Raw genomic sequence first — 12,958 nt, 5'->3', positions numbered from 1 at the left:
CGCCCAGCGGCGCGCCACGTGCCCGGGAGACGGCACCCCGCGCGAGCAACGGCGCAGCATTCCCGACAGAATGGCGCGATGGCGTCGACCGGAGCGGAGGCCACGACCGTGCCGATTCGGGTGTTCCTCCTCGATGACCACGAGATCGTCATCCGCGGACTGCGCGAGCTGTTCGAGACCGAAGATGGCATCGAGGTGGTCGGCGAGGCATCCACTGCCGAGCAGGCGCTGCGTCGCATCCCTGCGGTCCGCCCCGACGTGGCGTTGCTCGACGTCCAGCTGCCCGATGGGACCGGCATCGAGGTGTGTCGCGAGATCCGCTCGACCCACCCCGAGATCCGCTGCCTCATGTTCACCTCGTTCGCCGAGGACGAAGCGCTGTTCAACAGCATCTTGGCCGGCGCATCGGGCTACGTGCTCAAGCAGGTGTTGGGGAACGACCTGGTGGGCAGCGTTCGACGGGTCGCCGCCGGCGAGTCGCTGCTCGACCCCGTGATGACCAACCGGGTGCTCGAGCGGCTGCGCAAGGGGCCAGAGCAGGACGAACGGCTGGCCAACCTCACACCGCAAGAGGCTCGAATCCTCGAGTTGCTCGCGCAAGGGCTCACCAACCGGCAGATCGCGGACGAGATGTTCCTCGCCGAAAAGACAGTGAAGAACTACGTTTCGAACCTGCTCGCCAAGATGGGCATGAAGCGTCGCACCGAGGCAGCGGTGTACGCGGCCCGCATCGCGGAGCGGCGCGAGCGAAGGTAGGGCGGTGCTGACCACGGTGGATCGCAGCTGACAATGTCGAATTCCGAAGGCCACGCGGGCCCACGCCAACTTCGCAAGCTGCTTCGTGCCATCGTCGCGACGGCCGAACTCGACCTCACGGTGGTGCTGCACCGGATCACCGAGGTCGCCGTCGAACTGGTCGATGCGCGCTACGGCGCGCTCGGCGTGCTCAGCCCCGATCACACCCAGCTGTCGGACTTCATCACGGTCGGCATGACCGATGAGGAAGTGAAGGCCATCGGCGAGTACCCCACGGGTCGAGGGCTCCTCGGACTCTTGATCGTCGACCCGAAACCGATCCGGCTTCCCGACATGGCCGAACACCCTGACAGCAGTGGCTTCCCACCGAACCACCCGCCCATGCGGTCGTTCCTCGGGGTGCCGGTGTTCGTGCGCGACGAGGTGTACGGAAACCTCTACCTCACCGAGAAGCGCGATGGCGGGGGCTTCACCGACATCGACGAGGAGCTGGTGGTCGCGCTGGCCGGCGCGGCCGGCGTGGCCATCGAGAACGCGCGGCTGCACGCCCGGGTACGCGAAATCGACTTGCTGGAGGACCGCGAACGCATTGCCCGCGACCTCCACGACACGGTGATCCAGCGCCTGTTCACGATCGGCCTCGGCCTCCAAGGCGCTTCCCGCCTCGCCGAGCGCGCCGAAGTGCGCGAGCGGATCGACCGGGCGGTGATCGACCTCGACGAGACGGTCCGAGAGGTCCGGTCATCGATCTTCGGCATGCTGCCGGCGGTGATGGCTGCGCAAGGCGTTCGTGGCGCGGTCCGCTCCGTGGTCGACGAGATCGCTGAGGCACTCGGCTTCGCCGCGGGCCTCCGGTTCGACGGGGCTGTCGACACCGCCATCGACGAGGATCTCGAGGCCGATGTCGTCTCGGTCGTCCGCGAGGCCCTCACCAACGTGGCGCGCCACGCCGGCGCGCGGTCAGCGCAAGTGGCGATCACGCTGCACGACGGCCGACTCGACGTCATGATCGACGACGACGGCCGAGGGATCGACGTCGCTGGCACCGGTTCCAGAGACGATCGAATCGGAGGTCGAGGTCTCGGAAACCTCCTTGGAAGAGCCGAGAACCGCGGTGGGACGTGCGTCATCCAGCCCCGCCAACCACGCGGCACCAAGGTCATGTGGTCGGTGCCGGTAGGGCGATGAGGTGTGGCGAGGGTCGGTCGACCACCACGCCAGCGCCTGCCGACCGGACACCATCTGGGTGCTGACCGACACGTACCGCAAGCGCGCCGCAGGCACGGGCGGCCGGAGTCCCAGTGCATCGATGTCAGCCTGGCGCTGCAAGTCCGTGATCTCTTGGGCGATCCCCACCACGCACACACTCCATCCAACGGCGCCCTCGGCGTCCACCTGGTCGACCTCGAAGGCCACCACCTGATGCTGAATCGCGGCTTTCGCCTTCGCGCCGAGACCGGTCTTGAACACGATCTGGTCGCCGAGAAGGCCGTAGTTCACCGGCAAGATGGTCGGCAGACCCTCGCTCGTGACGGCGATACGACCGATGCGCCCGATGTGCAGCAGTTCGAAACACTCGTCTCGAGTCAGTTCGACCAACCCGTTTCGGTCGAAGTTCTCCATGAGGCGATCATCGCCCAGGACCGCGCCGATGCGGCAGGGCCGATGGTCCCATTCCTGTGGTCCCGATCCTGCCCCGAACGTTCGGGACCTTCAGCCGGCGGAACAGGGCCGAACGACCCTCCCGCCTCCGCTTCCGCGGGTTGACGATGTGGTCACGGAACCAGACAGGAGGTCCGACATGACCAGCACCGTTCACCATCACCTCCCCCGCCTCTCGCACCGCCCTGCGAGGGCAGGCCTGACCGCGGCTCGGACTGACGGCGCCGTTGCCGGCGTACGGGCCGAGGCGGTCACCACCCACTCGCTGTGGTTCGGCGCACTGCGCTTGACGACCGGGTTCGTGTTCCTCTGGGCGTTCCTCGACAAGCTGTTCGGGCTCGGGTATTCGACCCCGTCGGCCCAGTCGTGGATCAACGGTGGATCGCCGACCAAGGGGTTCTTGTCGAGCGTGGCCGTCGGACCGTTCGCCAACGTGTTCCACGACATCGCCGGCAAGCCGTGGACCGACTGGCTGTTCATGGTCGGCCTCGCCGGCATCGGCATCGCGGTGATCCTCGGCGTCGCGCTGCGGCCCGCGGCCGTGGCCGGCACCTTGTTGATGGCGATGATGTGGGCCGCCGAGTGGCCGCTCGCAAAGCACACGTCGGCCGGCGCAGCGAGCATGTCGACCAACCCGATCGTCGACTACCACGTGGTCTACGCAGCGACGCTCATCGCGATCGCCTACTTGGGCACCCGCTACCGCTCGTTCGCCGAGGACAAGTGGCTGCAGATCCCCTTCGTGCAGCGCCACCGCGGCGTGCTCAGCTGACCAACCACGAATCCCACAACCGACTCCCCCGGCTCGGTGGTCGAGCTCAACCTTCTCGGTCGAGCTCGGCCACCAGCCGTTTTGGGGCCACCGAGCGGAACGCGTCCTCACACAGGGCGGTGACCTCGTCCCAATCGAGGTCACGGTCGAGCCGTAGGCCGATCCACCCCCGGCCACCGACATACGGCGGTCGGAAGAAGCGGTCGGGTTCGGTCTCGACCAGTTCCTCCTGCGCACCGGGAGGTGCCGCGCACCACAAGTGCGGGAAGTCGTCGTCGTGATGCCCTTCGAACCACAACATGAGGAACTGCTTGCCGGCGAAGAAGGCGGGTGCGCCGTGGCTCAGCCGCTCCTCCGTGCCCGGCAGCGCGAGGCAGATCTCGCGGATGCGGGACTCGAGCTCGCCCGGACCGGTCGCTGCCGCCATGCCTCGCACGCTACCGGCGGACCCGGCGCAACTCGGGCCCGAGGTGCTGCAGCGCGCCGAGCACTCGAGCTGCGATCGACGAGCGACTGTCCGTCCGCGGCGGCGGGTCCGTGGGGTTGGGTCGGAGTTCCGCTGACCTTCGTCGTCCGACCCTGACGCCCTCAGACCCGCCAGAGAGCTTCTTGGGACATCGACGCGACCAGCACGCCGCTGGTGTCGTAGAAGCCGCCGATGGCGAGGCCACGTGCATCGTTGTTGTTCAACGAGCGTGTCTGATAGCGGTGCCAGTGGTCGGGGACGAAGGGTCGGTGGAACCAGACCGAATGGTCGAGGCTCGCCACCATGAAGTTGCCGGGCAGGGCCGCGGTCATCGGCGGGCGCGAGGCCATCATCAACCCCATGTCGGACATGTAGGTCAGCGCGCAAGCGCGGATGATGGGGTCGTCCTCGACCGGGGTGATCATGCGGATCCAGTGCGGTGGGCCGTCGAACACATGCGGCCGCTCGCCCGGCAGGCGGAACTCGAAGTGTTCGCCCATGCTGGGCGGGAGCTCCACCGGCGACGCTTCCGCGACGCTCAACCACCGCTCCGCAGGCGGATGTGTGTCGGCACCGTCCTCGGGGACGTGGAACGAAGCGAGCATCTCCAAGATGACAACGCCTTCTTGCACTGCCGTCACCCGACGGGTGTCGAACGAGCGACCGTCGCGGGTGCGCTCGACGGTCATCTCGACGTCGACGCCCGGTCGGCCGCCCCGCACGAAGTAGAGGTGGAGCGACTGGGGCCGCTTCGCCGGGTCCTCCAACGTCGAGCAGGCCGCCGACAGCGACTGCGCCGCGATCAGCCCACCGAACAGGCGGCCGTCGTTGTTGGCGCCTTCGGGCTCGCGTGCGACGAACACGTCGCCGTCCAACCGTTCGAGGTCGAGCAGCTCGGCGATCCAGCTCCGCTCCCCCGCGCCGAGCGCGCCGCCCGAGAGGTGGCCGTCTTCCCCCAGAGTTCCGTGCACGGCGCCAAGCTAACGACGCACCATCCGACGAGTCGACCTGAGGCGCGCCGCCGGGAAGGCCCGTCGAGGGCGAACGGTCAGGTGTGGGTGCCGACGGCGGCGCGCAGCGACTGGCGCAAGGATCCCATGGTGGCGATCACGGCGCTCGGCTCGTAACCGCAGTGGGCCATGCAGTTGGCGCAGCGCGGGTCGCGCCCGCGCCCGTACGCCTCCCAGTCGGTGCTGTCGAGCAGTTCCTGCCAGCTGTCGACGTAACCGTCACCCATCAGGTAGCAGGGCACCTGCCAGCCGAGGACGCTGTAGCTCGGGATCCCCCACGGCGTGCACTGGAAGTCGGCTTTGCCCTCGAGGAAGTCGAGGAACATGGGCGAGTGGTTGAAGCGCCACTTGTTCCGCTTGCCGTCGGCGAAGGCCGACTTGAACAGCTCTCGGGTGGCCTGCACGCCGAGGAAGTGCTCCTGGTCGGGCGCCTTCTCATATGCGTACGCGGGGCTGATCATCATGGCGTCGACACCGAGGTCGTCGTTGAGGTAATCGAGCACGGCACGCACCGTGTCGGGGGAGTCGTTGGTGAAGAACGTCGAGTTGGTGGTGACCCGGAACCCCTTCTCCTTGGCAGCGCGGATGGCCGACACGGCCTTGTCGAACACCCCGTCGCGGTCGACCGCGAGGTCGTGGCGCTCCTGCAACCCGTCGACGTGCACGACGAAGCTGAACCACGGCGACGGTTCGAAGCGGTCGAGGCGACGCTCCAACAACACCGCGTTGGTGCACAAGTAGACGATCTTCCTGCGGTCGAGGAGGGCCGTCACCATCTCACTGATCTCAGGGTGCAAGAGGGGCTCGCCGCCAGCGATCGACACCGCCGGCGCACCGCACTCTTCGACCGCGTTGACCACGTCGTCGACCGACAAACGCTTGCGCAGCGTCTCGGTCGGATGCTGGATCTTGCCGCAGCCCGGGCAGCTCAAGTTGCACGTGAACAGCGGCTCGATCTCCACCAGGAACGCGAACTTGTCGTTGCGGCGCAGCTTCTGGCGCGCCAGGTAGGAACCGATGCGAAGGTTCTGACGGAACGGGATGCCCACGTGCTCACTCCTCGGCTGGGCCATCGACCGGCGTGGTCATCGGACCTCGACAGGCAACGGGAATCGGACGTGCTCCTCGACAACCGTGCGCTCCTCCACCTCGACCGGCCCGAGAGTCGCCACGGCGGCGACCACCCGGTCGACGAGGTCCGGTGGTGCGGACGCCCCAGCCGTGACCCCGATGGTGACCGCTGCGGCGAGGCGGTCGAGATCGAGGTCGGATTCGTCTTCGACCAACACCGCATCTGCGCCGCCGCGGCGAGCGACCTCGACGAGCCGGTTGGAGTTCGACGAGTTCGCCGAACCCACCACCACGACCAGGTCGGACTCGACCGCCACCGCGCGGACCGCCTCCTGGCGGTTCTGGGTGGCGTAACAGATGTCGTCGGACCGTGGCCCGACGATGGCGGGGAACCGGCGCTGCAACGCAGCCACCACGGTGGACGTCTCGTCGGTCGCCAACGTGGTCTGCGACACCCACGCCAAGCGGTCCGGGTCGTCCACCGCCAACTCGGCGACCTCGTCGGCGCTGGCGACGACCGCGACGTCGTCTGGCGCCTCACCGCGGGTGCCTTGCACCTCCTCGTGGTCGTCATGGCCGATCAGCACGACCTGACGGCCCACCCGCACGTGGCGCTGCACCTCGTGGTGCACCTTGGCGACCAGCGGGCAGGTGGCATCGACCACCCGCAGCCCGCGCCGGTCCGCGTCGGCGCGCACGAGCGGCGACACGCCATGCGCGGCAATGACGACCGTCGCCTCGTCGGGCACGTCGTCGAGCTCGGTCACGAAGCGGACGCCGCGCGCTTCGAGACGGGCGATCACGTGGGTGTTGTGGACGATCTGGCGCCGCACGTAGACGGGCGGGCCGAACCGATCGACGGCCGCCTCGACGATCGCGATGGCCCGATCGACCCCGGCGCAAAACGACCGGGGCCCCGCCAGCAACACCCGCCGACTCGTCGGACCAGCCAGCACCGCGGTCACCGCTCGGCCTCCGCCGCGAGGCGCCGGAGACGACCGAGCGCGGCCAACGGGAAGACGTGTCGGTACAGGTGGTACCGGAGGTAGAAGTCGCCGGGGAACCCGGTGCCGGTGAACCACGGCTCGTCCCAAGTCCCGTCGGGGCGCTGGGTGTCGACCAGGTACGCAACCCCGCGCTCGGTCGACTCGTCGCGCTCGCGGCCTGCGGCGAGCAGCGCGAGCAGCGCCCAGGCCGTCTGCGAGGGCGTCGACTCGCCGCGCCCGATCCACGCCGGGTCGCCGTACGAGCGCAGATCTTCGCCCCAGCCGCCATCCGGCTGCTGGCGGTGCTCGAGCCAGGCGACGGCCGCGACGACCGCGGGATGGTCGGCCGCGAGGCCGGCGGCGATCAGCGCCGGCACGACCGCGCCAGTGCCGTACACGTGGTTCGCGCCCCAACGACCGAACCACGATCCATCGCGTTCCTGGTTGGCGAGCAGCCAGGCGACGCCACCGTCGAGCACCTCGCCGCGGCGGCCGAGCACGGCCAGCATCTCGACCACGTGCGCAGTGACATCGGCCGAAGGAGGGTCGATCAGCTCTCCGAAGTCGCAGAACGGCAGCTCGCGGCACAGCGACCGGGTGTTGTCGGCGTCGAAGGCGCCCCACCCGCCGTCGCTCGACTGCATGCCCTCGAGCCAGACAAGGCCGCGTTCGACGGCCGCGCGGGCGGCCGGGTCGTCGCCTGCGCTGCGATGCAACGCCAAGATCACCTCGGCCGTGTCGTCAGTGTCGGCGTAGTTGTCGTTGTCGAACTCGAACGCCCAGCCGCTCGGTGCGAGGCCCGGCCGCCGCACCGCCCAGTCGCCGGCCACACGGATCTCCTCGCTCGTCAGCCACTGCGTGGCTCGCTGCAGTGCCGGGTGCTCGGCGGTGACCCCCGCGTCGCCGAGCGCCGTCACCGCAAGCGCGGTGTCCCACACCGGCGACTGGCAGGCTTCGAGCCGTCGCCCGCGGTCGTCACGCACGACGAACCGCTCGAGGCCGTCGATGGCCGCCTTCATCACCGGATGGTCGAGCGGGTAGCCCGAGAGGTGCAGCGCGATGATCGAGTACACCCACGGCGGTTGGATGCCGCCCCAGCAGCCGTCGGCCTCCTGCCGCTCGACGATCCACGACCGAGCACGCGCCTCGGCAGGCCGGCGCACCCATCCGATGGGCAGGCGTTCGTACACGTGGAGCACCTTGTCGAGCCCCTCGAAGAACCGCCCCCAGCTCACCAACGGTGGGCGTGCGGCGGCCGGCGGACCGCCGGGCGGGTGCAACTCGTCGAGTGAGAACGCCAGAGGCCGAGCCGGCCGCGACGCTCCCACGATGGTGAGGGGCACGATCGTCTGGCGAGCCCAGCACCCGAAGTCGTAGATGTTCAACGGGAACCACGACGGGAGGTACATGATCTCGGGTGGCAGGACGGGCAGGTCGTCCCACGACCACTCACCGAACAGCGCCAACCAGATGCGCGTGAACACGCGCGACCCCGCCACACCGCCCCCCTCACGCACGAACGTGGCGGCCTTGGCCATGTGCGGGTCGTCAGGATCGTCGCCGGCGAGGCGGAGCGCGACGTACGCCTCGATCGTGGTCGACAAGTCGCCGGGGCCGTCGAAGAACGTGGCCCACGTGCCGTCGTCGCGTTGCTGGTTGCGAATCCACCTCGCGGCATCTGCCGTGTCACGATCGCTGCGGATGTCGAGGAACTCGCGCAGCAGCAAGTCTTCGGCGTCCATCGTCACGTTGGTCTCGAGCTCGCCTTTCCACCAACCCTCCTGCTCCTGATGGTCGAGCAGCCAACTGGTGGCGCGCTCGACTGCCTCGGCGACGCCGGTCCGCGGGGTGCGGGTGGGGACGGGTTCGGTCACGAGTCACGCTCCACGACGAATCGGGCGAGGTCGGCCAGCTCTCGGGCGGCTTCGGGGACGAGCGCTGCGGTGTCGAGGGCGCCGAGCGCGGCATCGAGGTGCGTGCGGGCAAGCGCCTCGGCGTCGGCGCGGCCGTGCCACGACTCGATCAAGTCGGATGCCTCGGCCACCGCCCGCTCATCGGTGGCGGCAGCTTCGAGGAGGCCGCGGAGGCGGGCGCCGCCACCGTTGCTGCGCGCCAGCGCCGCGCTGATCGGCAGGCTCTTCTTGTTCGCGCGCAGGTCGCTGCCGACTGGCTTGCCCGTCACCTCGGCACGGCCCCAGATGCCCAACACATCGTCAACGGCTTGGAACGCCAGACCGACGTGCTCGCCATAGCGTCGCAGCGCACCCACCGCGCGGTCGTCAGCGCCCGCGCTGATCGCGCCGAGCGAAGCCGCACAGCCCAGCAGGGCGGCGGTCTTGCCGGCCTCCATGGCGAGGCACTCGTCGACCGACACCGCCGCTCGACGCTCGTAGGCCATGTCGAGCGCTTGGCCGGCGATCATGCCCTGGGTGGCGACCGCGAGGGCGGACGCGGCGGCGGCGCCGTTGGGCGCCATCGGGTCGAGCAGCACTTGGAACGCCAGCGTGAGCAGCGAGTCGCCGGCGATCACCGCGGCGTCGACGCCGTACACCGCCCACACCGTGGGGCGGTGCCGGCGTTCGACGTCATGGTCGATCACGTCGTCGTGCACGAGCGAGAAGTTGTGGACCAGCTCGATGGCGACGGCCGCAGGGACCGCCACCGCGGCGTCGGCGCCGACCGCTTCGGCCGACAGCAGCGCCAGCGCGCCGCGAACCCCCTTGCCGGCGCCGCCCTCGACCGGCTTGCCCGCCGCGTCAGTCCAACCGAGGTGGTACGACGCGGGCAGCTGGAGCTCGGGCGACAAGCGCTCCACCGCGTGGCGCAGAGCGGGCTCCACCGCGTCGCGGGCCCGGTCGAGCGTTGCCGGGCGGGTGGTGATCATGCAGACACCTCCTGAGTGAGATCAGCGGGCTGGCGGGCGCCGGAGGTGGCAGAGCCGGACCGATCACCGCTGGCGCCCGCGCCTGCGTCGCCGACGCCGCCGCGAGCCAGCCCGGCGAGACCAGGGAGGAGCGAGTCGGCGGCGGCTCGGCCGCTGCGCACCGCTCCTTCCATGGTCGAAGGCCAGCCCGTGTCCGTCCACGCGCCCGCCAAGGCCAGACCTTTGATCGAGGTGGCGGCGGCCGGTCGGACCTGTCGGCTCCCGGGCCCACCGGCGAACGTGGCAGACCGTTCCCGCGTGACGACCGCGTCGAGCACGTTCGCGTGCCGCGCGGCGGGGAACAGCTCGCCGAGCGCCTCGAACTGCTCGGCGATCAGGCGATCGGCGGGCGCGGCCACCAGGTCTTCGGCCGCCGACAGCGAGGAGACCAGGCACTGACGACCCGTGGCGACGCCGGCCGCGTCAGACCGGTCGAACACGAACTGCACCGGCGAGTCGACCGCGGCAGCCATCGGGAGGTCGCTGACCATGCGGTCGAGCACCAGGTGGACGTTGACGATCGGCGAGGTACCGAGACCCGACCAGCACTCGGTCACCGCCACCGGGAGGGTGCCTGCGGCCAGCCGCGCGGCCACCGGGTGCGGCACGGCGAGCACGACCGCGTCGGCCGCGACAACCTCACCGGTCACCAGCCGCACGCCGCGCACACTGCCGCGTCCGGCACCATCGACCTCGAGCGTTTCGACCTTGGCCCGGGTGCGGACCTCAACCCCGGCCACCTCGAGCGCGCGGCCCACGGCGCCGTCGTGGATGACCGACAGCGGGACCCGCGCCCAGCCGATGTCGACCCCGTCGGCCGAGTCCAACAAGCCGGTGCGGACCACCTTGGCCGCCAACGTGAGCGACGCGTCGTCGGCGCCGACGTTGACCGTGGGCCGCACGATGAGGTCCCACAGCTTGGCGATCGCGGCGGCGGACTGGCCGTGGCGCGCGAGCCACTGGCCGAACGTGACCGAGTCGAGCGCGGGGTCGTCGAGGTCGAGGCGGCGCAACGCGACGACCGCCGGGCCGAGGCGGGCCCGGTCGAGCAGCGAGATGTGCCCGTACCGCAACAGCGCCCGACCCAGGTGGAGTGGAGCAGGGAGGTCGTCGCGGCGCAGGCGCGCCGCCCGACCACCGGGTGCGAGGACAGCCAGGTCGAGCCGGGGTGGGAGCTCGACGAGGTCGCGGGCGCCGATCCGGTCGAGGAACGACAGGTACTCCGTGCAGCAGCGCAAGAACACGTGCTGGCCGTTGTCGAACGTGTGGCCTCGTCGACGGAACGACCACACCCGCCCGCCGAGACGGGCGTGGCCTTCGAGGACCACCACCTCGACGCCCGGGCATTGGTCGATCAGTTCGAGCGCGGCGGCGGCACCGGCGATGCCGCCGCCGACGACCACCACACGAGTCACGGCGCAGCCCCGGCGAGGCTCCGGGCCGCCACCCAGGCCTTCTCCCACGTCGGCACGGACACGCGCACGTGGGTCACCGACGCCGGGTCGCGCTCGATCCGACGCAGCAGCCGCTCGTAGATCCCGGCCATCGCAGACACGCACGCTCGGCTGCGTCCGTCGAGCAACGGCACCAGGTTCAGCCCACGGTCGAACCACGAACGGGCGCGGGTGGCCTCGAACCGCACGAGGTCGATGACCGCGGACGGATTGCCGGTGGCGTCAGGTGCGCACCCGAATGCGATCGCGTCTTGCGCCGGCAGGTACACGCGCCCCATCGAGCGGTCCTCATCGATGTCACGCAAGATGTTGGTCAGCTGCAACGCGACGCCGAGGTCGTCGGCCAGCGGCACCGCAGCATCACGGTCGCGGCAGCCGAAGACCGCCAGCGACAGCCGCCCGATCGAGCCGGCCACCAGGCGGCAGTAGCCGACCAGCTCGTCGGCGGTCTGATACACCCGGCCGGCCACATCGTCGCGACAACCGTTGATGAGGTCGTGGAACGCCGGCAGCGGCAGTTCGTACCGGCGGGCGGCGTCGGCCAGGGCAACCAGCACCGGGTCATCACCGGGATCGACACCCATCGCGAGCCCCTCGACAGCGAGCGCGCAACGGTCGAGTCCCTCGCTCTTGGCGGGCACCGGCAAGTCGCCGTCACCGATGTCGTCGACGCGGCGGGCGAAGGCGTAGACGGCGGCGAGCGCCTGGCGCTCGGGCGAGTGCAGCAACCGGATGCCGTAGGAGAAGTTGCGCGCTTCGTGCCGGGTGATCTCCTCACAACGCGCGTACGCCTCGGCCACGGCGATCATTGCTTCGCCCCGCTCACGGACGCGCCGGGCCACAGCGCCGCAGGGCGCCGGAGCACTTCCATCGTGCGGGCCGCCACCACCGTCCGCGAGGGGCGGCAGCGATGTCCGAGCACGTCGAAGTCGACGGCTTCGATCGCGTCGCACGCCGCGAGGCCGCCTGCGGTGAAGCCGGCGACGGCGACCCGGAAGCGCCCCGGAAGCTGCGCCGCGAGTGCAGCGCCGGCGCCGAGCAGCGCCTTGGCGCGACCGACCTCCAACGCCACCAGCGAGCGCAGTCCGGCGCCGGCACGTGGTCCGACGAGATCGGCATCGCGGACCCCGAAGTGCTCGCGGTCGTCGCGGGGCAGATAGGTGCGGCCGCGCTGGTGGTCCTCGGCCACGTCTTGGCAGTGCTCCACGACTTGGAGGCCGGTGCACACCGACGCCGACCAGGCCAGCCGCTCCTCCGTGGCCAGCCCGAACAAGCCGAGCACGATCTCGCCCACCGGTTCGGCCGACAGCCGGCAGTACTCACGCAAGTGCCCGAACGTCTCGTAGTCGACCACGGTCTGGTCGACTCGGTTGGCCTCGATCAGGCGCCGGAAAGGCTCGAGCGCCAAGTGACGATCACGGATGGTGGCACCGAGGTCGGCGAACACGGGGTGGGAGGCCAGCCCCACCCGGCTGCGGGCCAGCTCCACGTCGGCCCACTCCAGCCACCCGAGGCGCTCCACCGTGGTCGCGTCACCTTCGTCGCCGAGGTCGTCGACGAACCTTGCGAACCGGTACACCGCCAACAGGTCGCGCCGCACGGCTTTGGGCAACAGCCGCGAGGCGACACGGAAGTTCTCGGCCCGCTCCCGGCCGGGGGGCGGGCCGGCGGTCAGGACCGACCGTACGTCTGCCGGGACTTGCCGCAGCGGTGGCAGCGATGGTGACGGATTGCCGTGCCACTGGGTGTCGACCACAGCCATGGGGCGCCTCCGTATAACAATGCCGACTTGCCAGTCAGCCACCATATACGGATCGCGCGCCGTTTGCGCCAACCACTTCGAGCGGGCGGGGAACGA

Annotated in this window: 13 protein-coding genes; 4 read left to right on the top strand and 9 right to left on the bottom strand. The window is 70.1% G+C overall.

Annotation, left to right across the window (positions count from 1 at the left end; all coding sequences use genetic code 11):
- The first annotated feature begins 78 nt into the window (after positions 1 to 78).
- From VHA73_12255 to VHA73_12240, 4 genes are all read left to right on the top strand, one after another.
- Positions 79 to 756, top strand: coding sequence for a response regulator transcription factor (locus VHA73_12255; protein HVX18797.1), 678 nt, complete (start codon positions 79 to 81; stop codon positions 754 to 756).
- A gap of 33 nt (positions 757 to 789) precedes the next feature.
- A complete protein-coding gene (locus VHA73_12250) occupies positions 790 to 1,944 on the top strand; it encodes a GAF domain-containing protein (GenBank protein HVX18796.1) in 1,155 nt (384 codons plus the stop codon).
- A 153-nt stretch (positions 1,945 to 2,097) separates the two neighbouring features.
- Positions 2,098 to 2,523: a hypothetical protein gene (locus VHA73_12245; protein HVX18795.1), complete on the top strand. Its 426-nt coding sequence runs from the start codon at positions 2,098 to 2,100 to the stop codon at positions 2,521 to 2,523.
- A gap of 34 nt (positions 2,524 to 2,557) precedes the next feature.
- Entirely contained in the window at positions 2,558 to 3,190 is a 633-nt protein-coding gene (locus VHA73_12240) for a hypothetical protein (protein ID HVX18794.1), read from the top strand.
- A 46-nt stretch (positions 3,191 to 3,236) separates the two neighbouring features.
- Here VHA73_12240 and VHA73_12235 read toward each other — a convergent pair whose 3' ends face one another.
- From VHA73_12235 to hpnC, 9 genes are all read right to left on the bottom strand, one after another.
- Positions 3,237 to 3,617: an MmcQ/YjbR family DNA-binding protein gene (locus VHA73_12235; GenBank protein HVX18793.1), complete on the bottom strand. Its 381-nt coding sequence runs from the start codon at positions 3,615 to 3,617 to the stop codon at positions 3,237 to 3,239.
- Positions 3,618 to 3,778: 161 nt separating this feature from the next.
- Positions 3,779 to 4,627 (bottom strand): acyl-CoA thioesterase domain-containing protein, encoded by an 849-nt coding sequence (locus VHA73_12230; protein ID HVX18792.1) that lies wholly within the window; start codon positions 4,625 to 4,627, stop codon positions 3,779 to 3,781.
- 77 nt (positions 4,628 to 4,704) lie between these two features.
- Entirely contained in the window at positions 4,705 to 5,715 is a 1,011-nt protein-coding gene (gene hpnH / locus VHA73_12225) for an adenosyl-hopene transferase HpnH (GenBank protein HVX18791.1), read from the bottom strand.
- A 36-nt stretch (positions 5,716 to 5,751) separates the two neighbouring features.
- Positions 5,752 to 6,702, bottom strand: coding sequence for a 4-hydroxy-3-methylbut-2-enyl diphosphate reductase (gene ispH, locus VHA73_12220; GenBank protein HVX18790.1), 951 nt, complete (start codon positions 6,700 to 6,702; stop codon positions 5,752 to 5,754).
- Entirely contained in the window at positions 6,699 to 8,597 is a 1,899-nt protein-coding gene (shc, locus tag VHA73_12215) for a squalene--hopene cyclase (protein HVX18789.1), read from the bottom strand. The genes ispH and shc overlap by 4 nt, the downstream gene beginning before the upstream one ends.
- Complete coding sequence (locus VHA73_12210) at positions 8,594 to 9,607, bottom strand: polyprenyl synthetase family protein (protein ID HVX18788.1); 1,014 nt, start codon at positions 9,605 to 9,607, stop codon at positions 8,594 to 8,596. Before VHA73_12210 ends, shc begins: the two co-directional genes overlap by 4 nt.
- Positions 9,604 to 11,061: a hydroxysqualene dehydroxylase HpnE gene (hpnE, locus tag VHA73_12205; GenBank protein ID HVX18787.1), complete on the bottom strand. Its 1,458-nt coding sequence runs from the start codon at positions 11,059 to 11,061 to the stop codon at positions 9,604 to 9,606. Before hpnE ends, VHA73_12210 begins: the two co-directional genes overlap by 4 nt.
- Positions 11,058 to 11,909: a squalene/phytoene synthase family protein gene (locus VHA73_12200; protein HVX18786.1), complete on the bottom strand. Its 852-nt coding sequence runs from the start codon at positions 11,907 to 11,909 to the stop codon at positions 11,058 to 11,060. Before VHA73_12200 ends, hpnE begins: the two co-directional genes overlap by 4 nt.
- Positions 11,906 to 12,862, bottom strand: a complete 957-nt coding sequence (gene hpnC, locus VHA73_12195) for a squalene synthase HpnC (protein ID HVX18785.1) — start codon at positions 12,860 to 12,862, stop codon at positions 11,906 to 11,908. The genes VHA73_12200 and hpnC overlap by 4 nt, the downstream gene beginning before the upstream one ends.
- Positions 12,863 to 12,958 lie beyond the last annotated feature (96 nt).

Source organism: Acidimicrobiales bacterium, from assembly GCA_035547835.1.
Taxonomy (GTDB): domain Bacteria; phylum Actinomycetota; class Acidimicrobiia; order Acidimicrobiales; family Iamiaceae; genus DASZTW01.
Note: the sequence above shows the minus strand (reverse complement) of the source record. Positions and strands in the feature narration are given on the sequence as shown.